Origin of the sequence: Alcanivorax sp. VBW004 (assembly GCF_009718865.1) — a bacterium.
GTDB lineage: Bacteria > Pseudomonadota > Gammaproteobacteria > Pseudomonadales > Alcanivoracaceae > Alcanivorax.
In genome coordinates this window covers 3,225,934-3,246,371 of record NZ_WNHC01000001.1, presented here as the reverse complement: position 1 = coordinate 3,246,371, position 20,438 = coordinate 3,225,934, and the positions used below count along the sequence as shown (strand labels likewise).

The 20,438-nt window shown below is 55.7% G+C and carries 18 protein-coding genes; 14 read left to right on the top strand and 4 right to left on the bottom strand.

Annotated features, from left to right (window positions below; translation table 11 throughout):
• Positions 1-46: 46 nt before the first annotated feature.
• The 5 genes from F1529_RS14770 to F1529_RS14750 all read left to right on the top strand — a co-directional run bounded on the left by F1529_RS14770 (position 47) and on the right by F1529_RS14750 (position 5,383).
• Positions 47-1,432, top strand: coding sequence for an AAA family ATPase (locus F1529_RS14770; protein WP_155135825.1), 1,386 nt, complete (start codon positions 47-49; stop codon positions 1,430-1,432).
• Entirely contained in the window at positions 1,432-2,364 is a 933-nt protein-coding gene (locus tag F1529_RS14765) for a DUF4435 domain-containing protein (protein ID WP_155135822.1), read from the top strand. Before F1529_RS14770 ends, F1529_RS14765 begins: the two co-directional genes overlap by 1 nt.
• Before the next feature lie 543 nt (positions 2,365-2,907).
• Complete coding sequence (locus F1529_RS14760; protein WP_155135819.1) at positions 2,908-3,483, top strand: TonB family protein; 576 nt, start codon at positions 2,908-2,910, stop codon at positions 3,481-3,483.
• A 245-nt stretch (positions 3,484-3,728) separates the two neighbouring features.
• Positions 3,729-4,382, top strand: coding sequence for a glutathione S-transferase (locus F1529_RS14755; protein WP_155135816.1), 654 nt, complete (start codon positions 3,729-3,731; stop codon positions 4,380-4,382).
• 149 nt (positions 4,383-4,531) lie between these two features.
• Positions 4,532-5,383 carry an ion transporter gene (locus F1529_RS14750; RefSeq protein ID WP_155135813.1) on the top strand — a complete coding sequence of 284 codons (852 nt, stop codon included), beginning with the start codon at positions 4,532-4,534 and terminating at the stop codon, positions 5,381-5,383.
• Positions 5,384-5,497: 114 nt separating this feature from the next.
• Here F1529_RS14750 and F1529_RS14745 read toward each other — a convergent pair whose 3' ends face one another.
• From F1529_RS14745 to fadB, 3 genes are all read right to left on the bottom strand, one after another.
• A complete protein-coding gene (locus F1529_RS14745; RefSeq protein ID WP_155135810.1) occupies positions 5,498-6,223 on the bottom strand; it encodes a hypothetical protein in 726 nt (241 codons plus the stop codon).
• A gap of 359 nt (positions 6,224-6,582) precedes the next feature.
• Positions 6,583-7,758 (bottom strand): acetyl-CoA C-acyltransferase FadA, encoded by a 1,176-nt coding sequence (gene fadA, locus F1529_RS14740; RefSeq protein WP_007151209.1) that lies wholly within the window; start codon positions 7,756-7,758, stop codon positions 6,583-6,585.
• Between the two features lie 24 nt (positions 7,759-7,782).
• Positions 7,783-9,930: a fatty acid oxidation complex subunit alpha FadB gene (gene fadB, locus F1529_RS14735; RefSeq protein WP_155135807.1), complete on the bottom strand. Its 2,148-nt coding sequence runs from the start codon at positions 9,928-9,930 to the stop codon at positions 7,783-7,785.
• A gap of 443 nt (positions 9,931-10,373) precedes the next feature.
• On the opposite strand from fadB, the gene recJ reads away from it, so the two are divergent.
• The 7 genes from recJ (at position 10,374) to F1529_RS14700 (ending at position 18,462) form a co-directional block, all read left to right on the top strand.
• On the top strand, positions 10,374-12,098 hold the full coding sequence (gene recJ, locus F1529_RS14730; protein WP_370457040.1) for a single-stranded-DNA-specific exonuclease RecJ: 1,725 nt from the start codon (positions 10,374-10,376) through the stop codon (positions 12,096-12,098).
• Between the two features lie 359 nt (positions 12,099-12,457).
• Complete coding sequence (locus F1529_RS14725; RefSeq protein WP_155135804.1) at positions 12,458-12,742, top strand: hypothetical protein; 285 nt, start codon at positions 12,458-12,460, stop codon at positions 12,740-12,742.
• A gap of 276 nt (positions 12,743-13,018) precedes the next feature.
• A protein-coding gene (gene prfB, locus F1529_RS14720) for a peptide chain release factor 2 (protein ID WP_155135802.1) occupies positions 13,019-14,135 on the top strand; the annotation gives its coding sequence in 2 pieces (ribosomal slippage) (positions 13,019-13,090 and positions 13,092-14,135; 1,116 coding nt in all).
• Between the two features lie 54 nt (positions 14,136-14,189).
• Positions 14,190-15,704 carry a lysine--tRNA ligase gene (gene lysS / locus F1529_RS14715; protein ID WP_007148769.1) on the top strand — a complete coding sequence of 505 codons (1,515 nt, stop codon included), beginning with the start codon at positions 14,190-14,192 and terminating at the stop codon, positions 15,702-15,704.
• A 101-nt stretch (positions 15,705-15,805) separates the two neighbouring features.
• Positions 15,806-16,477 carry a TetR/AcrR family transcriptional regulator gene (locus F1529_RS14710; RefSeq protein ID WP_155135799.1) on the top strand — a complete coding sequence of 224 codons (672 nt, stop codon included), beginning with the start codon at positions 15,806-15,808 and terminating at the stop codon, positions 16,475-16,477.
• Positions 16,470-17,186 carry a uracil-DNA glycosylase gene (gene ung / locus F1529_RS14705; RefSeq protein ID WP_155135796.1) on the top strand — a complete coding sequence of 239 codons (717 nt, stop codon included), beginning with the start codon at positions 16,470-16,472 and terminating at the stop codon, positions 17,184-17,186. Before F1529_RS14710 ends, ung begins: the two co-directional genes overlap by 8 nt.
• A gap of 157 nt (positions 17,187-17,343) precedes the next feature.
• On the top strand, positions 17,344-18,462 hold the full coding sequence (locus tag F1529_RS14700; RefSeq protein ID WP_370457039.1) for an enoyl-CoA hydratase/isomerase family protein: 1,119 nt from the start codon (positions 17,344-17,346) through the stop codon (positions 18,460-18,462).
• 183 nt (positions 18,463-18,645) lie between these two features.
• On the opposite strand, the gene F1529_RS14695 is transcribed toward F1529_RS14700, so the two are convergent.
• On the bottom strand, positions 18,646-19,593 hold the full coding sequence (locus F1529_RS14695) for a folate-binding protein YgfZ (RefSeq protein ID WP_155135793.1): 948 nt from the start codon (positions 19,591-19,593) through the stop codon (positions 18,646-18,648).
• Positions 19,594-19,745: 152 nt separating this feature from the next.
• Between F1529_RS14695 and F1529_RS14690 the strand changes: the two genes are divergently transcribed.
• Together F1529_RS14690 and F1529_RS14685 are read left to right on the top strand one after the other, a co-directional pair.
• Complete coding sequence (locus tag F1529_RS14690; protein ID WP_155135790.1) at positions 19,746-20,006, top strand: succinate dehydrogenase assembly factor 2; 261 nt, start codon at positions 19,746-19,748, stop codon at positions 20,004-20,006.
• On the top strand, positions 19,972-20,367 hold the full coding sequence (locus tag F1529_RS14685) for a hypothetical protein (protein ID WP_230457806.1): 396 nt from the start codon (positions 19,972-19,974) through the stop codon (positions 20,365-20,367). Before F1529_RS14690 ends, F1529_RS14685 begins: the two co-directional genes overlap by 35 nt.
• Positions 20,368-20,438 lie beyond the last annotated feature (71 nt).

The window sequence follows — 20,438 nt, the reverse complement described above, 5'->3', positions numbered from 1 at the left end:
TTTATTGATTTCATAGTTTTTTTGCGTCACTTAATAAGAGGTTTTCATGGTTGATAATGCCATTAAGCGAGTGGAGTTATGCGGGATTCATAAAAGGTATGATCTGGAAATAGATTTCAATGAGTCTTTAAATATCCTCTATGGACACAACGGTACAGGGAAGTCAACTTTAATCCATATTATTGCTAACGTAGCAAATTGTGATTTTATTCGGTTTGCTTTTCTGAATTTTAAAAGAATTAGGGTTGATTACTATGGGGGGGAGTGTGTTGAGATTCGTCAAGAGGACGTAGGTGGCGAATTGATAGTGGTTATTGTTTCTCCTTCAGGTGAGGAATTGCGGTTTACTAAAAGAGAAGCTTCGGAAAGTATTCGAGAAATGGAGGATGATCGTTACGGTAGAGATCTTGTTATCGTTCCTGAGCTTCCAAGTAAAATTAAAGATTTTGTTAAGGCTAATGGAATAACAAAAGTTGAAACATCATATTTTCCAGCGTTCAGAACTATGTTGGAGGCATGGTCTTCGAGAAGTGAGGTTAGACGGCTTTCCTCTGCAAGAAGGAATGTTGAGAGATATTCAAAGCAGGCCACTGTATTTTCTAGGGATCTTTTTGGGCATTTTTTGCCTAAAATTAGCTATCCCTCACCGATTGATATTGAACTCAATCTTCGTAATGAAATAAGAGATTGCCAAATTAAGATAGCTAGATACGAGAGTTCAGTATTCTCAGATTCGTTTGTTAAAGTGTTCTCTGCGCTTCTTGATGGCGGTGAGGGCGGTGTTAATGCTGATGAAATATTACTTCAGATTTCTGACCTAACGAAAGAATCGAACTCTAGTAAGCTTGGTGATTTTGAGGAAAATTCCGAAACATATAGAGAGCTCCAGAGTCTAGTGGAAAAGAGTTCTATGCAGGGCGTTTTGCAGAGCTCTGCTTCCGGAGCTTTAGCCGTTTATCGTGATGCTTTGAAAGAAAGACAACTTTTTCAGCAAAAGGCGTTTAAAGAAATTGATGCCTACTTTGAAGTTGTGAATTCATTTCTTGATAAGAAGGAGCTTGCTTATGAGATGGATTCAGAAAGAAGAATCCCCAGGGTCGGATTGAAATTTCCTGATGGATCTTGGAGTAGTATAAGAGTTATGTCTTCAGGTGAAAGGCAGCTTTTAACAATGCTTTATGCAGTAAATAAAATGAGCGGGAATACCGCCGTCCTTATTGATGAGCCGGAGATATCGCTTCACATTGATTGGCAAGAAGATTTGCTTGAAAAAATGATGCGGCAACTGGGTGATAGGCAAATTATTGTATGCACTCATTCGCCTGCAATTGCTGCAGACTTTCAAGATTTCATGAAAAAGGTGTCCCCCCGGTTTAATGATATGTCTGAAGAAGATATTGATTTCCTTAATGATGATGAGGACGATTTTTAATGGGGGTTAGATATGATATCAATCAGTATATTGCTAGTGTGAAAATGAGCAACAAGACTAGGATTTTAGTTGAGGGTCGTGATGATCAATCAAATTTAAGAAATCTGATTCTTTCTGTTGTCGGCGAAAAAAGCTTGCGCGTTGATTCAGCTGAAATAATTAAGGGTGACTGCAAAAAAACCTCGAGAAATAATAGGGAGAAAATTGAAAAGGTCCATGGTATTTGCGATGGTAATCATGATTTCTCTAACTTGTTTTATTTTTGTGATAGAGAGTTTTATAAATTTGATGTGAGGGATAAGGTTTTAGATTTCATGGATGGCCATGAGAGCAGGGGGAATCTTTTTTGGACGATAGGGCATTCGTTTGAGAACTATTTTTTTAATGAGAGCTTGATGATCGAAGCATTTCGCTTTCTTACTGGTTCTGAGTTTAAATATGAGGCATTGAGGATTTTTAGTGGCTGTTTTGTGGATGCGGTGAAAGTTGTAGCGACGATTACGTTGGCGGCTAGAGATATTGGGAAATCAAGCTATCCATTAGGTGTTGTTTTCTGGAAAGACTTCGAGTTTGTAGATGGAAATTTGGTTTTTGATATGTCTTCTTGGCGTGGAGCTGACAAAACTGAAATTTGTGAGAACTTCAAGTCGGCTTATGAGAAATATGAATCAATAGTCAATAATACTGATTATGAGGTTTTATTGCGGGTGTGTAGAGGGCATACCGGTCTTCAGTTATTGCAGAGGGTTTTTGCTAGATGTTTATATGAGTCTGGAAGTACTGTGGATGCTTCGCTTGCAACAAAGCACTCAGACTCTTTTGCTAAAATTAAAGAGAATTCAGTCTCATCTGCTCTTTGCGAGTCTTGGATAAGAACGATAGGGAAGGGGAACCTAAACTATCCGAGCGCCCTTATAGATTCCATTGCATAATTATGATGCGAACACGATGGTGAGTTTCAGATTGCGTGAAGCATAAGCAGCCGCGAAGCGGCCAAAGAAAAAAACGGCGGATAAGCCGGTTTTTTGTTTCCAGTCCTTCACTTGTGAGGCGGGGGCGGAAATTGGTATCCGGCCTACATCAACAACAGGACGCCCGTCAATTAGCCTATCGAGAGAGGGGGGCTTGATGGATCGGGGGTTTATTGACATTAATAGTGAAATTGTTAGATAAAGGTGGGGCAGGACTCTATAAGGCAAAGCTCCCGTGAGCTGGCACACCTAAAGTGTGAATCGTCATTCGGGCTATTCCAGGGCTCATCTGATATGAGCGTTAATTGGAGAGATTCTGATGCGAAAGCTAAATGAGTTTCTGTTGTCTATTCGAGTCATCGGCATAGCGTCCGTTAAACTTCACTGTAAGTTTTCTCGATAATTAGACAGCCTCGCCCCTTGTGGGCGAGGCACCTAACCTTATTTCAGGATTCTGGCAAGCTCGCTGAGGACCCGCTCTAGTTTCAATCTAGGACCTTAACAATGGAGGATCCGGGGTCAGGCCTCACATTTCCCATTTCAAAACAGAACACCCATCAATTGGTTGGCCTTCAGCAGGCTTTATGGAAGAAAGAAGTTTATGAGTACCTCCTGCTTGAATCCGAGAATTCCATGAGATATTGCTTTCTAATTTTGAGTATGTCATTGCTTTTTGATGTTGGGATTGCCTCCGAAGGTAATGGGGATTCTTCTCTGACCGAACCTCGACCGCTGATTGCTGCAAAATATAAGAGCAGTATGGGGGATGACTCTTGTGAAGCGGGAAGTGCAGACAACTCGACTTATTCGCTGATCAACCACACGTTTTGCCGTTATACCCCCAAATTTGACAGCCAATACCGAAGAGCATTGAGAGATGATGCTTTCTTGGAAGGAAATGTAACGCTGATGCTTGATGTGAGCAGTGATGGGAAGGTGGCTTCGGTAGCCATCTTGCAGTCGGACTTGGACCACTCTGAGCTTGAAAGACGCTTTCTCATGATTGCTTCTGCAATGAAGTTTCCAGGTATTGGGCCTGGCGGGTGGAAAGGAGAGTATACCATCCGGTTCTCTCCCTGATTTTGTGGCCGAATGCACAACAACAGAAGTAAGAGGTGAATCGCCACCAGTTTGCTAGAGGCAACAAAGGGGCACCCATCAATTGGCAATGAAGCGAGGCTTACGAGACGGCACACCGCTTCAATAGTATCCTTCCCTACGCACCTTATAGGTTGTGTTCATCGACAACCATATTTGGCGGTGAACAGAAATATCGGTTCCCCGTTGCGCAAATACACCCCCTGATCCAGTTGTGAAATATCACTATGACGGCCTCACTTGATCGTTTGTATTCCTTTCGGCGCTGTCCCTATGCCATGCGCGCCCGCCTGGGCGTTTTGTTCTCTGGTTTGCAGGTTGAGCTGCGAGAAGTGACCCTGAAAAACAAGCCCGCGCAGATGCTGGCGATAAGCCCTAAAGGCACCGTGCCGGTTTTGCGGCTGGCCGATGGTGCTGTGATTGACGAAAGCCGGGACATCATGGTGTGGGCGCTAGAGCAGCAGGATCCACAGGGGCTGTTAGACGCAACGGTTCTGGATCAGGCGAATGCGCTGATTGAGCAAAACGATAATGAGTTCAAGTATTGGCTGGACCGCTACAAATACGCCGATCGCCATGTCGAGATGACTCAGACCGAGTATCGGCAACGGGGAGAGGGCTTTCTTCAGGTTCTGGAGTCGTTGCTGGAGAGCCGCGCTTACTTGTTTGGGGATGCCCCGACCATCGCGGATATTGGTGTGATGCCGTTTGTCCGCCAATTCGCCCATGTCGATCGCGATGTATTTAGCCAGCTGCCTTACCCGAATCTGCAGCGGTGGTTACAGGGCTGGTTGGAACACCCTCTCTTTCTGCAAACCATGATCAAGCTGCCGGTATGGCAGGAGGGCGATGAGGTGGTGGTTTTCCCTGCTCGTCCCTGAGTGATGCCCGGGCCTTGTCCCGTGCGTTAACCAGCTCGCAAAGGGGGCTAGAGCAGCGATCAATTGACCTGCTTGCCCGACCGTACGCTATCAATACCCATGGACAGATCAGGTATACTCGCGGCTTTTATCTCGTTGGGTGATGTTTCATGCAGGCCTCGTCTTCTTCCGTTTCCTCTTATGGCTGGCGCCAGCGTCTGACCGTTTGGCTTGAGTCCTCGTTATTCGGGAACAGCATTACCGCGCTGATTCTCCTGAACGCCATTATCCTCGGGGTGGAAACCTCCGCGGTGGCCCAGGAGCGGGCAGGGCAGTGGCTCACCCTGGTGAATCAGGTGATTCTGGTGGCGTTTACGGCGGAGATCGCGCTCAAGCTGGTGGCTTTTGGCCCGCGTTTTTTCCGCTCCGGCTGGAATGTGTTTGATTTCCTGATCGTCGCCATTTCCCTGACGCCAGCCTCCGGGCCTTTGGCCATCCTGCGAAGTCTGCGCATTCTGCGGGTGCTGCGCCTGCTGTCATCGGTGAAGCGGCTGCGTATGTTGGTGGAATCCCTGATGCAGGCATTGCCCGGCATTGGCTGGACGGCGGCGTTGTTGCTGATGATGTTCTACATCTTTGCAGTGATGGGCACGGAGCTGTTCGGTGAGGCGTTTCCACAATGGTTTGGCACTCTGGGCGCGAGCATTTATAGCCTGTTCCAGATCATGACCCTGGAAAGCTGGTCCATGGGGATCGCCCGGCCTGTGATGGAGGTCTATCCCATGGCCTGGATCTTCTTTGTGCCCTTCATTTTGATTTCCAGCTTTATGGTGCTGAACCTGTTTATTGCCATCATTGTGAGCGCGACTCAGGAAGTACACGAAAGCGAGCAGCGCGCCGAACGGGAAGCCAACAATCTGGTTGCCCACGATGAGCGCCAGGAAATGCTGGATCTTATGCGCACCATGCACGCAAAAATCGTGGCACTGGAAGCGGCCCAGCAGAGCAAGGCCGATTCATAAATCCACCTGTGGCGGCGCCAGGGCCGTCACTTCAGGCCTGGGCTCAGGTCTGCACCGTATCGCGGCCTGGCCGAATCTCCCGCGCCGTTGCTTCGTTGAGTGCGGCTTGGCCTGCTAGCTCGTCTGCGTTTCCTTTACCGCCTCCTGAAACGGCGATGAGGACGTAATGTTCGAGGCGTTGAGCTGTTCCACAATCTTCTTGAGCTTGTGGCGCTGTCTCATGGAGGTCAGCTGTTTGGTGTCCCAGGAGGCGGGGCTGAGAGAGAACTCACTAGCGTTGTAGGCCAGCTCGAAGCCCCGCTCGGCGCCGATGGGCTTGTTCTCGGGCCCATAGATGCCGATCAGCCGCAGGGTCAGGTGGGTGAACTCCAGGCCGCCCTGGGGCATGTGCCCGTCCATTTTGATGCCCTCACAGCGGGCGATGCGCTCAACCAATTCCTTGAACGTGCCGATATGGGAGAAGCCGCCCGGCTTAATAGGGCCCTGGCGCGTGTTCTCCGACATATTCACTGCGCCTGAAGCGGGATTGTGTCTTTCCGGGTTTTCGTCGCCCTTGTTGTACTCCTGCTCGAAATCCGTCACATCCATGGTGATGGTGCCTTGGGATGTATGGAGTTCGGCGATGATGTATTGCACGAAAACGGATTCGGCGCTCATGTTGCTGATCAGGCAGAGCGCATTGATGTCCTTGTTGCGCCCACGGTTAATGATCAGGCGCGGGCTGCGTTGCCGGCGAAAACCTAAATAGAGGAGTTGCGCGTAAACGATCCAGATAACCAGTGAGCTGAAACTGGCGACGACAGAAAGGATTTTTTGATGCTGTGCAATCCAGTCAAGCATGAAGGCTTCCTCCTTGATGCAGGCTGATCACGCGTTGCCGTCTTGCCCTCTGTGGTGGAGAAAGCAGCGCTCACGCGGCGGTGAGTACGCGACTTGAATGATGCTCTGTTGTCGGCGGCGCTTCAGCCTGTTCTGGTGACAGAACCGTTACTGTACCGAAGGCACGGTGGGGCAGACGAGGGGCAGAAAGGCCCGGTTATGCAGAACAGGCCAGTCTGGTGTTAAAAAAAGAAAAACCCCGGCGGGTAAGCCGGGGTTTTTTGTTTCCAGTCCTGCCCTTGTGAGGCGGGCCGGAAATGCGTTGCCGGGCCTGAGCGCCGAATTGCATCCGGCGTCAGGCTTTGGGCATCAGGCGTTTATCAAACCCGTTCAATGACGGTAGCGATACCCTGACCCAGGCCGATACACATGGTGGCAAGACCGATTTGGCCGTCTTTCCATTCCATGACGTTCAGCAGGGTGCCGGTGATACGCGCACCGGAGCAGCCCAGCGGGTGACCCAGGGCGATAGCGCCGCCGTTCAGGTTCACTTTCTCTTCCATCTTGTCGATCAGCTTCAGGTCCTTGGCCACCGGCAGGGACTGTGCAGCGAACGCTTCGTTCAGTTCTACATAGTCGATGTCGTCGATGGTCAGGCCTGCGCGGGCCAGCGCTTTCTGGGTGGCAGGTACCGGACCGTAACCCATGATGGCCGCGTCGCAACCGGCTACAGCCATGGAGCGGATCTTGGCGCGGGGCTTCAGGCCCAGGGCCTGGGCACGCTCGGCGCTCATGACCAGCATGGCGGAGGCACCGTCAGACAGGGCAGAGGAGGTGCCGGCAGTGACGGTACCGTTGGCCGGATCGAAGACCGGACGCAGCTTCTGCATGTCTTCGATGCTGGCGCCGGGACGAATTACTTCGTCGATTTCGCACAGCACTTTGTGGCCATTCTGATCGTGACCTTCGATGGGCACGATTTCGTTGTCCCAACGACCTTGCTGGGTGGCTTCCCACGCCAGGCGGTGTGAACGAACGCCGAAGGCGTCCTGCTGTTCACGGGTGATGCCATGCATCTTGCCCAGCATTTCCGCGGTCAGGCCCATCATGTTGGATGCCTTGGCAGCCACTTTGGACATTTCCGGGTTCAGGTCGATGCCGTGATCCATGGCCACGTGGCCCATGTGCTCTACACCACCGATAACAAATACATCGCCGTTGCCGGTCATGATGCTTTGTGAGGCGGAATGCAGTGCCTGCATGGAAGAACCACACAGACGGTTCACGGTTTGTGCAGCGCTGGTGCGCGGCAGGCCAGCCAACATGGAGATGTTACGGGCGATGTTCATGCCCTGTTCTTTGGTCTGGTTTACACAGCCCCAAATCACATCTTCAGTGAGCTGGGTGTCCCAGTTCGGGTTACGGGCCATCAGCGCCTGGATCAGCTGGGCTGACAGTTTTTCGGCACGCACGTGACGGAACTGGCCATTACGGCTCTTGCCCATGGGGGTACGGACCGCATCGACGATAACAACGTCTTTTGGATTCAAGCTCATTTCTAAATCTCCTGTGTCCGTGGCTTAGGCGAAGAAAGACTCGCCCTTGGCGGCCATGTCTTTGAGCATCTGCGGTGCTTCGTAGATGCCACCCAGGTGCGCGTACTTGTCACACAGCGCGACGAATTCTTTAACGCCAACACTGTCGATGTAACGCAGCGGACCGCCACGGAAGGGAGGGAAGCCGATGCCGTAGATCATGGCCATGTCGGCCTCGGCAGCGGAACCTACGATGTTGTCTTCCAGGCAGCGAACGGTTTCGGTGCACATGGGAATCATCATGCGGGCAATGATTTCGTCCGCATCGAATTCCTTGGTGTCCGCAACGTGCGGCTTGATCAGTTCGTAGGTGGACTCGTCGACAACCTTCTTGGTTTTGCCTTTCTTGTCCAGCTCGTACTTGTAGAAGCCGATGCCGTTCTTCTGGCCGTAACGCTCGTTTTCGAACATCACGGTAGACACATCTTTGAAGTCGTACTGCATACGCTCGGGGAAGCCTTCAGCCATGACCTGGGCCGCGTGCACACCGGTGTCGATGCCAACCACGTCCATCAGGTACGCCGGGCCCATGGGCCAGCCGAACTTCTGCATCACTTTGTCGACCGCCTGGAAATCGGCACCGTCGCGCATCAGCATGCCGAAGCCGCCGAAGTAGGGGAACAGTACACGGTTCACCAGGAAGCCGGGGCAGTCGTTAACCACGATGGGGGTTTTGCCCATTTTCTGGGCGTAGGCCACCAGGGTGCCAACGGTTTCGTCGGAGGTCTTTTCACCACGGATCACTTCCACCAGCGGCATCATGTGTACCGGGTTGAAGAAGTGCATGCCGGCGAAGTCTTCCGGACGCTTCAGGGCTTCAGCCAGTTTGGTGATGGAAATGGTGGAGGTGTTGGAGGCCAGCACGGTGCCCTCGGTCACTTCGCCTTCCACTTCCGCCAGTACGGACTGCTTGACCTTCTGGTTCTCAACAACCGCTTCAACGACCACGTTCACGTTGGCGAAGTCGCCGTAGTTCAGGGTCGGGCGGATGGAGGACAGCACTTCGGCCATTTTGGCCGGCTTCATTTTCTTGCGATCAACGCGCTTGGTCAGCAGTTTGCTGGCTTCGCTCATGCCCAGGTCCAGCGCCTTGTCGGCGATGTCCTTCATGATGATCGGGGTGCCTTTGGAGGCAGACTGGAAGGCGATACCGCCGCCCATGATGCCTGCGCCCAGTACCGCAGCCTGGTTGATCTCTTTGGAGGCCTTGGCGGTTTTGCCGTTGACCTTTTTCACTTGCTGGTCTGCCAGGAACAGGCCGACCAGGCAGGTCGCCTGGGAAGACTTGGCCACTTTGGCGAAGCCTTTGGCTTCCACTTCCAGTGCCTTGTCGCGGTTCATGCCACCGTGCTTCTGCATGGTGTTCACGGCCGCTACCGGTGCCGGGTAGTTCTTGCCAGCCTGACCCATGACCATGGCGGTGCAGGTCTGGAAGGCCATCATGTTTTCCATGGGCGGCAGTTTCAGCGGCTCGAGCTTCTCGGCGCGCTTGGCGCGGAAGTCGATCTTGCCGGCCAGGCACTGCTTGACCAGATCGATGGCGGCGTTTTGCAGTTCGTCGTGAGCGACGACCGCGTCAGCTACGCCGTCTTTCAGCGCTTTGTCGGCCTTGTGCTGGCCAGCAGCGGCGATCCACTCAACAGCGTTGTCCACACCGATCAGGCGGGGCAGACGCACGGTGCCGCCGAAGCCCGGGTACAGGCCCAGCTTCACTTCCGGCAGACCTACCTGGGCTTTTTCGCTCAGTACGCGGAAATCTGCAGCCAGGCACATTTCCAGGCCGCCACCCAGGGCGATGCCGTTAACGGCTGCCACTTTGGGAATGTCGAGGTCTTCAAAAGCGTTGAAGACTTCGTTGGATTTCAGACACCAGCCGGCGATTTCGTCTTCCGGCAGTTTGAACATGTCTGTGAATTCGGTGATGTCGGCGCCAACAATGAAAACCCCTTTGCCGGAAGTCACGATCAGGCCTTTGATGTCGCTGTTACCTTTAACAGCTTCCACAGCCTTACCGAGGTCTTCCACGGTTTCCTGATTGAACTTGTTAACGGACTCGCCCTGAAGGTCAAACTTCAGTTCGGCGATGCCGTCGTCAAGCAGTTGTACGCTTACGGCGTTGCCTTGATAGATCATAGCTTCTGCTCTCCAGTCCCAAAGTACGCGGTTTAAATGACCGCTTTGGTGTGCCCCAGGCCCCGAAATCCGGGGTGGGCGCGTTGTTTATATGGCATTCATGTGAGTGTTTGCTTACATAAACAACGAAACTCGTAGGCCCGCAAGTATAGGGAAGCGGGATGACTTTTTTAGCCCTAATTTGTGACTATCTGGTCGGGTTGGCGATTGCGGGGCGCCGTATGGCGAAAATTTCATCACTTGCTCCTTGTGTTCGTGCTGTTCGGGCGACGCCGTGGCAGACTGCCGGGCTTGAGCTTCCACTGTAGGAGCGCCACTTGAGGCGCGAACCGCGGTAACGCGGAATCGTTCGCAGAACGATCCCGATCTTCGCTGTCGGTCGGTTCGCGCCTCCAGTGGCGCTCCTACAAAAAAGTCGCGCCACCAGGTCACCGAGCACTGTCATGCCCATGGACAAACCCAGCTTGCCCAAGATCACCCGCCGGCCGCAGTACACGCCGGACTGGCCCGATGTGCCGCCCATGCTGGCGCGGATTCTGGCCGGGCGGGGGGTGACCGATCCGGCGCAACTGAACCTGGGCCTGAAACGTCTGCCGCATCCTGAACAGTTCACTGGTTTGCGTGGGGCTGTGACGTTGCTTTTACAAGGGCGAACAGACCACTGGCGCATCTGCATTGTGGGTGACTACGACGCGGACGGTGCCACGGCGACCACGCTGATGGTGCGGGGTCTGGAGCGGCTGGGCTACCCGCGCCCGGATTTCCTGGTGCCGGACCGCTTTGAATACGGCTATGGCCTGTCGCCGGCCATCGTCGATCTGGCCAAAGAGCTGTATGACCCGGACCTGATCATCACCGTGGATAACGGTATTGCCAGTGTGGATGGGGTGGCCGCTGCGCGAGCGCAAGGCATGCGAGTGCTGATTACCGACCATCACCTGCCCGGCGATACCCTGCCGGAAGCGGATGCGCTGGTGAACCCGCGCCTGCCCGGTTGTGAGGATTTCCCCGCCACCAACCTGGCCGGGGTCGGGGTGGCGTTTTATTTATTGATGGACCTGCAGCGGGCGCTGCGCGAGCAGGGCGTTACCGCCAGCGCGCCGATTACCGATCTGCTGGACCTGGTGGCGCTAGGGACAGTAGCCGATGTGGTGGTGCTGGACGATGCCAACCGGGTGCTGGTGGAGCAGGGTCTGCGGCGGATTCGTGCCGGCAAGGGCTGCCCGGGGATCCGCGCGCTGCTGCAAGTGGCCGGGCGCGATCCCAGCCGGGTATTGGCGGCGGACATGGGCTTCGCGGTGGGACCACGACTGAATGCGGCGGGGCGGCTCACCGATATGACCCAGGGCATCGCCTGCCTGCTGGCGGAAACCGATGCCGAAGCCACCGATATGGCCCAGGACCTGGACACCATCAACCGCGAGCGCCGCTCCATCGAGCACGGCATGCGCGATGCGGCCATGGAAGAGGTGGCCCGGCTGGATGCAGACAACCTGCCGGCGGGCCTGTGCCTGTATGGCAAGGAATGGCACGAAGGGGTGGTGGGGATTCTTGCCTCGCGAGTAAAAGAAGCGATTCACCGGCCGGTGATTGCCTTTGCTCCGGCCCAGCAGCGCGGCCAATTGAAGGGCTCGGGCCGTTCGATTCCCGGTTTGCACCTGCGTGATGCGCTGGATGCGGTGGCCACAGCCAATCCCGGGCTACTGAGCAAATTCGGTGGCCACGCCATGGCGGCGGGGCTGTCGCTGGAGCTGGAGAAGCTGGACGCTTTCAAGGCGGCCTTTGAAAAAGCGGTGGGTGAACTGCTGTCTCCGAAAGCGCTGGAGCGCATTGTGGAAACGGACGGCGAGCTGGAAGACCACGAGCTGTCGCTGACGAATGCTGAATTACTCAGCCACCGTTTTCCCTGGGGGCACGGGTTTCCGGCGCCCAGTTTCGATGGCGAATTCGAGGTGCTCAAGCACCGTATCGTCGGCGAACGCCACCTGAAGCTGACGTTGGGCCTGCCGGGCGTCAGCGGGGTGATTGATGCCATTCATTTCAATGTGGCGGTGGAAGCGCTGCCCAGCCGTATCAACAAGGTGCGCGGGGTGTATCGCCTGGAGGTCAACGAATTCCGTGGCCAGCGCAATCCCCAGCTGCTGTTCGAGCATTTGATTCCGCTTTGATCGGTATGATGGGGGATGTCGGATTACGGCTACGCCTAATCTGACCTACAAAACCCGCCCCAGTGGTTGTGTAGGTTGAATTCACCCAAGGGCACAGAGAGCCTGAAAGGCGTAATCCAACATCGGGCCCCAAATCGAAACCGCTTTATACGGCGAACCTCCAGGGCTTCCTCCCATCGCCTTCCTGCAAAATTGTCGACAATGCTGTCGGCGGCCCCGGTTTTTGCTAGCATTGCGCCTCGCGCTCACCATCGGGCGCCTGTTTTACCAGGGTACGGCCCAAAAGGCCGTGCCGGCATTGACTGCGCGGGGTGGCTATCGTCCACCGCCGTGTTGTGTCCTTAACGGAGGGGACTCAAATGAAGACCATACACAAGCACCGCCTGAAGGTGGTCAACGAAGTGCAGGAGCTACGCCTGCCGGAAGAAGGCAAGGTACTGCGGGTGGATTACATCCCTCAGGAAACGGTGATTTTCATGTGGGTGGAAGTGGACGCGGACACCGTGATCGACACTCCGAAAGAAGTGCGCACCTTCAAGGTGTTCACCACTGGCTCGGGCATTCCCAACAATGCCAGCTATATCGGCACCACCATTGATAACATGAAGGGCGAGGCTCACCACGTTTACGAGTTGAGAGACTGATCGGGCCAGCGTCCTTGTAGGAGCGTCGCTGGCGGCGCGATCACCACAGTTTCGAGTTGCGAGAAGCGAGTTTCGAAAGGCAAACCCCAAAATACGGTCAAGCCTGATGATTTTCGCTTCTCGTGACTCGTCACTCGCGACTGGATTTATCGCGCCGCCAGCGATGCTCCTGGCGTCGAGGGGATGGTCTGACCCTCGTCAGCCAACCCGCAAACCGTTAGACTGCGCTGTTTTCCGCGTATCAATTCTGCCAAGCACTTATTCTAGAGAGACGTAATGGAAGTCAATCCGCTGCGAACCCATCTTTCCGACCTGTCTGAGCGTGTCGAAGCGCTTAGGGGGTATCTTTGACTACGATCAGAAGAGTGAACGTCTGACCGAAGTCGAGCGCGAGCTTGAAAACCCGGATGTCTGGAACGATCCGGACTATGCCCGGGCCCTGGGCAAGGAACGGGCCCAGCTGGAAATGGTCGTGAACACCATCAACGATGCCTCCCAGGGAGTGGAAGACACCTCCGCCCTGTTGGATCTGGTGGTGGAAGAGGGGGACGAAGACACCCTCACGGAAGTGGAAAGCGACCTGCGGGATCTGGAAAAAATGGTGGCGGATCTGGAATTCCGGCGCATGTTCTCCGGGCAGATGGATGCCTGCAGTGCCTATCTGGATATCCAGGCCGGTTCCGGTGGCACCGAGGCCCAGGACTGGGGCGAGATGATGCTGCGCATGTACCTGCGCTGGGGCGAGGCCCACGGTTTCAAGACCGAGCTGGTGGAAGCCTCCGCCGGCGATGTGGCCGGCATCAAGTCTGCCACCATCCGTTTCGAAGGCGAGTACGCCTACGGTTGGCTGCGAACCGAAACCGGCGTGCACCGGTTGGTGCGCAAGAGCCCGTTCGATTCCGGCGGCCGCCGCCATACCTCGTTCAGTTCGGTGTTCGTGTCCCCGGAAGTGGATGACGATATCGATGTGGATATCGACGTGGGCAGCATGCGGGTGGATACCTACCGGGCCTCTGGTGCGGGTGGTCAGCACGTTAACCGGACTGATTCGGCGGTGCGCCTGACCTATGAATACACTGATGAGGGTGGCGAAAAGCACACCCTGGTGACCCAGTGTCAGAGCGGGCGTAGCCAGCACCAGAACAAGGACCAGGCCTTGAAGATGATGCAGGCCAAGGTCTACGAAGTGGAAATGCAGCGCCGCAACGCGGAAAAACAGGTCCAGGAAAGCAACAAATCGGATATTGGCTGGGGCAGCCAGATCCGCTCCTATGTACTGGATGATGGCCGCATCAAGGATCTGCGCACCGGTGTAGAGAGCCACAATACCCAGCAGGTATTGGACGGCGCGCTGGATCAGTTTATCGAAGCCTCCCTGAAAGCGGGATTGTGATGATGCTGGATGCCAGATTGCTGGCATCGGGCGCTTTACCGGAAGCCTAACGCTATGAGCCAAGACGAAACCACACCGAATGCCGACGCCTCTCAACAGGCTGCTGCCGAAAACCGTCTGATCGCAGAACGTCGCGCCAAGCTGGCCGAGCTGCGCGAGGGTGGCAATCCGTTCCCCAATCATTTCCGCCGGGATTCCCTGGCCGCCGACTTGCAGGCGCAGTATGGCGAGTTCACCAAGGAAGAGCTGGAAGAGAAGAATATTCAAGTGGCAGTGGCCGGCCGCATGATGCTGGACCGCAAAGCCTTCAAAGTGCTGCAGGACATGTCCGGTCGCATCCAGATTTTTGCGCCCAAGGATGAAACCCGCGATGTGCGCAAAGAGACCAAGAGCTGGGATCTGGGCGATATCATCGGGGTGCGCGGCACGCTGTGTAAATCCGGCAAAGGCGATTTGTATGTGATGATGGATGAGTACCTGCTGCTCACCAAGTCACTGCGTCCGTTGCCCGAGAAGCACAAGGGCCTGACCGACACCGAGGCCAAATACCGCCAGCGTTATGTGGACCTGATCGTCAATGAAGATACGCGCAAGGCGTTCCAGATTCGCGCCAAGATCGTGGCCGGTATCCGTAACTTCCTGGTGCAAAAAGACTTTGTGGAAGCCGAAACCCCGATGCTGCAGGTGATCCCCGGCGGCGCTACCGCGCGCCCCTTCATCACCCATCACAACAGCCTGGACCTGGACATGTACCTGCGGATTGCGCCGGAACTGTACCTGAAGCGGCTGGTGGTAGGCGGCTTCGAGAAGGTGTTCGAGATCAACCGTAACTTCCGTAATGAAGGCCTCTCCACCCGGCATAATCCGGAATTCACCATGCTGGAGTTCTATCAGGCATACGGTGATTACCACGACCTGATGAACCTGACCGAGGATATGCTGCGTACCCTGGCCGAGACGGTACTGGGCACCACGGATGTGGCCTATCAGGGAGATGTGTACGATTTTGGTAAACCGTTTACCCGGATGACGGTATTCGATTCCATTTTGCATTTTAATCCGGATATGGATGCCGCCAAGCTGGCGGATCCGGACGGCGCCCGTGAAATCGCCACCGGGCTGGGTATTCCGCTCAAGGATGGTTACGGGTTGGGCAAGGTGCAGATCGAGATCTTCGAGAAGACGGTGGAACACCGCCTGAAAGATCCCACTTTCATTACCGAATACCCCACCGAGGTGTCGCCGTTGGCGCGCCGCATGGACGATAACCCCTTTGTGACAGAGCGGTTTGAGTTCTTTGTGGGCGGCCGTGAAATCGCCAACGGTTTCTCCGAGCTGAACGACGCGGAAGACCAGGCCGAGCGTTTCCGCCAGCAGGTGGAAGAGAAAGCCGCGGGTGACGACGAAGCCATGTTCTACGACGAAGATTACGTGGTCGCGTTGGAACACGGGCTGCCGCCGACGGCCGGAGAGGGCATCGGCATCGATCGTCTGGTAATGTTGTTCACGGATGCTCCGTCGATTCGTGACGTGATTCTATTCCCGCATATGCGCCCCCAGGGGCGGTGATGGCGGTTTTTTCGGGCGCGTGTTGCGCCCGCCGTTTGCGGGTTTGAGGTCGGGAGAGCGACACACAAATTCAGGGCTGACAACAAAGGCTGGCTGTGTCCATGACAAGTGCAATTCAGTACCAGGGAAGAAAAGCGCGCCGCACCGGTAGCGAGCAGCGCCGACAGGCAATTCTTGAGGCCTCACTGAGCATTATCGTGCGCGAGGGTATTCGTGCCGTTCGACACCGTGCGGTAGCCCGTGAAGCGGAAGTGCCGCTGTCGGCGACCACCTATTATTTCAAGGATATTTCCGACCTGATCGCAGACACCTTCACGCTGTTCGCTGAGCGGGCCATGAAGGAAGTGATCGAGCCGTTCAAGGAACAAGCGTTCGGGCTGATGTCTCAGTTTTCCCGCGATAGCCTGGAAAACCCGCAAGAGCGGGATCGACTGGTGAAGATGCTGGCGCAAATGATGGCCGCCTTCATCGTGGATGAACTGCAGAATCGTCGTGACCATGTGGTGGCCGAACAGGCGTTTATTCAGGAAGCGATTCTGGATGCCCGGCTGCGTGAACTGGCGGACATGTACCTGCGCCAGCATGTGGAGACGCTGACCATGGCCTGCGAACTCTTCGGCTGCAAGGAGCCAAAGCTGGACGCAGAGCTGATATTTGCGACCTTCCTGACTATCGAGCAGCGCTTGCTGGTGCACCCGGAAAAAATCTCCCAGGAGTTTGTCGAGAAGCGCATGTACAACATGTTGGATAAAGTCGTTCCCCTCCATGCTTGATGTGGATGCCGCGAACACGCCTGGCAGCAAGACCGTGCCGTTAGAGCCGGGCTGGAAACGGCATCTGGCGGGCGAATTCGAGCAGGATTACATGGCGCAACTGCGTGCCTTCCTGGCGGAGCAGAAGCGCGCGGGGAAAACGGTTTTCCCGCCGGGGCCGGATATTTTCAACGCCTTTAACCTGACGCCGTTTGAGCAGGTAAAGGTCGTGATTCTGGGGCAGGACCCTTATCACGGCCCGAACCAGGCCCATGGCCTGTGCTTTTCCGTGCAGCACGGCGTAAAAACGCCGCCGTCACTGGTGAATATCTACAAGGAAATTCACCGGGATCTGGGTTTTGAAATTCCTTCCCATGGCAACCTGACCCATTGGGCTGAGCAGGGTGTGTTGTTGCTCAATGCGGTGCTTACTGTCGAGGCCGGGCAAGCCGCTTCGCACCAGAAGCAGGGCTGGGAGAGGTTTACCGACGAAGCCATCGAACACTTGAATCGTGAGCGTGAAGGGTTGGTGTTTCTGCTTTGGGGTAGCCATGCCCAGAAGAAGGGACGCCTGATCGACCGCGACAAACATTGTGTGCTCTCTGCTCCGCATCCTTCGCCGTTATCCGCCTATCGGGGCTTCCTTGGCTGCGGCCATTTCTCCCGTGCCAATCAATATTTGCTGCAGCAGGGCAAAACGGCCATCGATTGGTCGGTGCCTGAAAATTAACAATTAATAATGAATAGTTAATAGCTGCGCGGTTGGTAGTCTCGGTCTCTTCAAGCCTAGGGGCCGCGCCTATAGCATGAACGCTGCTTCAGACGTTGCTGAATAGATGGGGTGGCCCGCGCAAATTATTAACTATTCACTGCTTTATGGAGTTGTCGTGTCTGACTGCGTGTTGTTTTCCGAAATCGAAACCCGCTGCGGCCGTGTGATCGCCCGTGCCACCCTGAATGCCCCCAAATCCCTGAACGCGTTAAGCCTGGAGATGATCCAGTTGCTGAGCGAGAAGCTGGATGCCTGGGAGCAACGTTCTGATGTGGTGGCGATCTGGCTGGATGGCGCGGGCGGCAAGGCGCTCTGCGCGGGCGGCGATATCGTGCAGATGCACAAGTCCATGGTGAAGCACGCGGGCGAAGGCCGTAATCCGTTTACCGAAGAATATTTCGCAGCGGAATATGTGCTGGATTACCGGCTGCATACCAGCGCTATTCCGGTGATCGTCTTTGGCGATGGCATTGTTATGGGCGGCGGTATGGGGCTGTTACAGGGTGCCGACTTCCGCCTGGTCACGCCGCGCTCGCGCATGGCCATGCCGGAAATCACCATCGGCCTGTTCCCGGATGTGGGTGGCAGCTGGTTCCTGAATCGTCTGCCCGGCCGGGTGGGGTTGTTCCTCGGCCTCACCGGGGTGCACATCAACGGTCGCGAAGCCGTAGAAATTGGCATGGCGGACCGCATGGTGGACGCCGATGCCGACAGCCTGCTGGATGCACTGGCCGAGCAGGATTTCGCGGATGATGAAGCCGAAAACCGCGCGGTGATCTACCGCTTGTTCAAGCAGCAGGCGGCGGACATGAGTGATCTGCCTCATCCGCTGATCGACCATCTGCCGTTGATTAATCGTCTGTGCGATGGCGAAAGCATTGCGGTGGTTACTGAGCAGCTGCTGAACGTCAAAGAGCGCGACCGCTGGCTGGACAAGGCACTGGGCAACCTGGAGCGCGGTTGCCCGCAAACCGCCCACCTGGTGTGGGAGCAGCTGGACCGCTCTACCTATTACGATCTGGCTGAAGTGTTCCGCATGGAGTGGTGCCTGGCCGTGCAGTGTTCCTTGCACGGGGATTTCCGCGAAGGGGTGCGGGCCTTGTTGATCGACAAGGACGGCAAGCCCGGTTTCCGTCACCGTGATGTGGCGTCGGTGCCGAAAGACTACATCGAAGGGTTCTTCCGCTGCCCGGCGCCGAAGCATCCGCTGGCGGATTTGGGTAAGCCCCGGTAATCCCGGCAACACAAAACAAAAAAGGCGCTTCGGCGCCTTTTTTGTTTAGGAAGGGGCCGGTTGGGGTAGGTCGAATTAGCCGAAGGCGTAATCCGACACATGGGTAGGCTCCATTGCCAGGTCGGCTGTCGGATTACGCCTTCGGCTAATTCGACCTACGAGAGCGTGTGCGCTCCGTGGGTCTTAATCTTTCCAGGGCAATGTATAGGGCAGGGTGCCGAGCTGGCTGTTTAGCGGTTGCTCGCCCTTGAACAGTACGCCGTCGGTGTCGCGACGCAGTACCACCAGTGCGCTGCGCCCGGCATGATTGCGGGCGCTGCTGACCACTTCACCGGCAGCCTTGCCGTCGCTGTTGCGAAGAGTCTCGCCGGGTGCCAGGTCCACCTCGGCGGTGTAGTCAATGCGCTGCATGCGCTGCTTGAGTTTGCCCTTGAAGTGCATGCGCGCGACGACTTCCTGGCCGGTGTAGCAGCCTTTCTTGAAATTCACCCCGGCGGTGACGTCGTAGTTCAGTACCTGGGGCAGAAACAGGTCTTCAGCGCCGGGATAGACCATGCCTTCACCCGCGTCGATGTCGGCTTGCCGCCAGCCGTTGGCATTGGTGGCGGTACGGTCCTGGGCAAGCACGGTCCAGACGGATTCAGCCTGCTCGGTGTCAGTGATCAGCAGGGCGTGATCCGTATTGGGGTAGCGCAACCAGAGGCCCTGGCCGTTACGTCCGCTCTGGCCGGATTCGGGCGAGGTGGCAGGCAAGGCACCGCTCAGTCCCATCAGCACCGCCTGCTCGTCGACCTGAAATTCCACCTTGGCGCGCAGACGGTACTTCATCAGTGACTTTATCACCGCCTCGCTTTGCCCGGCGGGGCAGAGCATCAGGTAGTCATCACCGTCTTGCACGATGCGTACGCTGACCAGCCCACGGCCTTTCAGGCTCAGGTGCATGCCGGTGAGGTGGCCTCCGTTGTCCACTTCATGGAGGTCACAGGAAAGCTGCCCTTGCAGGTAATGGCCCGCTTCCTCGCCGTAGGCGCGGATGACGGCCAGGTGATCGCAATGGCTTAATGCCGGTGCGGTGCTTGCCTCGGCATGGTCAGCGAGGGGTTGGGCGGCGATAAACTGGGACCAGCTCATGGTGCTCCTGTCGTTTGGGCATGTGTGTCTTGGCGTGTGACGCCGAAGAGTCGAGAAATCATCAGGCATGATAGATAATGCGCGCACAGCCTGAAAGCCATGGTTGGTAATTGGCGCAAGACGCCGGAGTTTCTGATCAGGATAGTGCAGAAATGAGTAATGAAGACCTGAAACGCAAATATCGCTGGCAGTGTCGCCGGGGCGCCTCTGAAGTGGAAGTGGTGCTGTACGGCTATCTGGATGACCATTTTGACGCGGAGCCGGCCGAGCGCCAGGCTCAGTTCGCCACCTTGCTTGCCTGTGAAGACGCCGACATGTTCGAGTGGTTTACCTATCGCAGCGAGCCTGCGGACCCGTTGTTGAACGAGTATGTGCGCCATGTCCTCGGCCTGGTCTCCGCGAAGAAGGGTTAAGCTCGGCGCCTCCCGCTATCCGATGCGCCTGCGCGGGCTGGCGATGTTGGTGGTGGGGCCGGTCATTGTGCTGTCGTCATTGCCGGGCTGGGCCATGCTGGTGTTGCTCGGGGGGTTGCCGGTGATGCTGTTGGGCTGGCGCCTGCCACAGCCGGAGTCGCTGGAATTGCACGCGCAGACGTTGACGGTGACGGGTAAGCATACCCAGGTGATGGAGCAGCCTCTGCGGGTTATCCGCCATGGTCCCTGGCTGGCCATGCAAACGCCAAAGGGCTGGCTGCATGTGTTTGCGGATCAGGCGCCGGTGGCAGAGTTGCAGCCGTTTTATCAGTGGTTATGGACCAACAGGAAGAGCAATTAATAGTTAATAATGACTAATTAATAATTGCGCGAGCAGCGTATGTAGGTTTCAACGCATAGAGACCGCGCCCA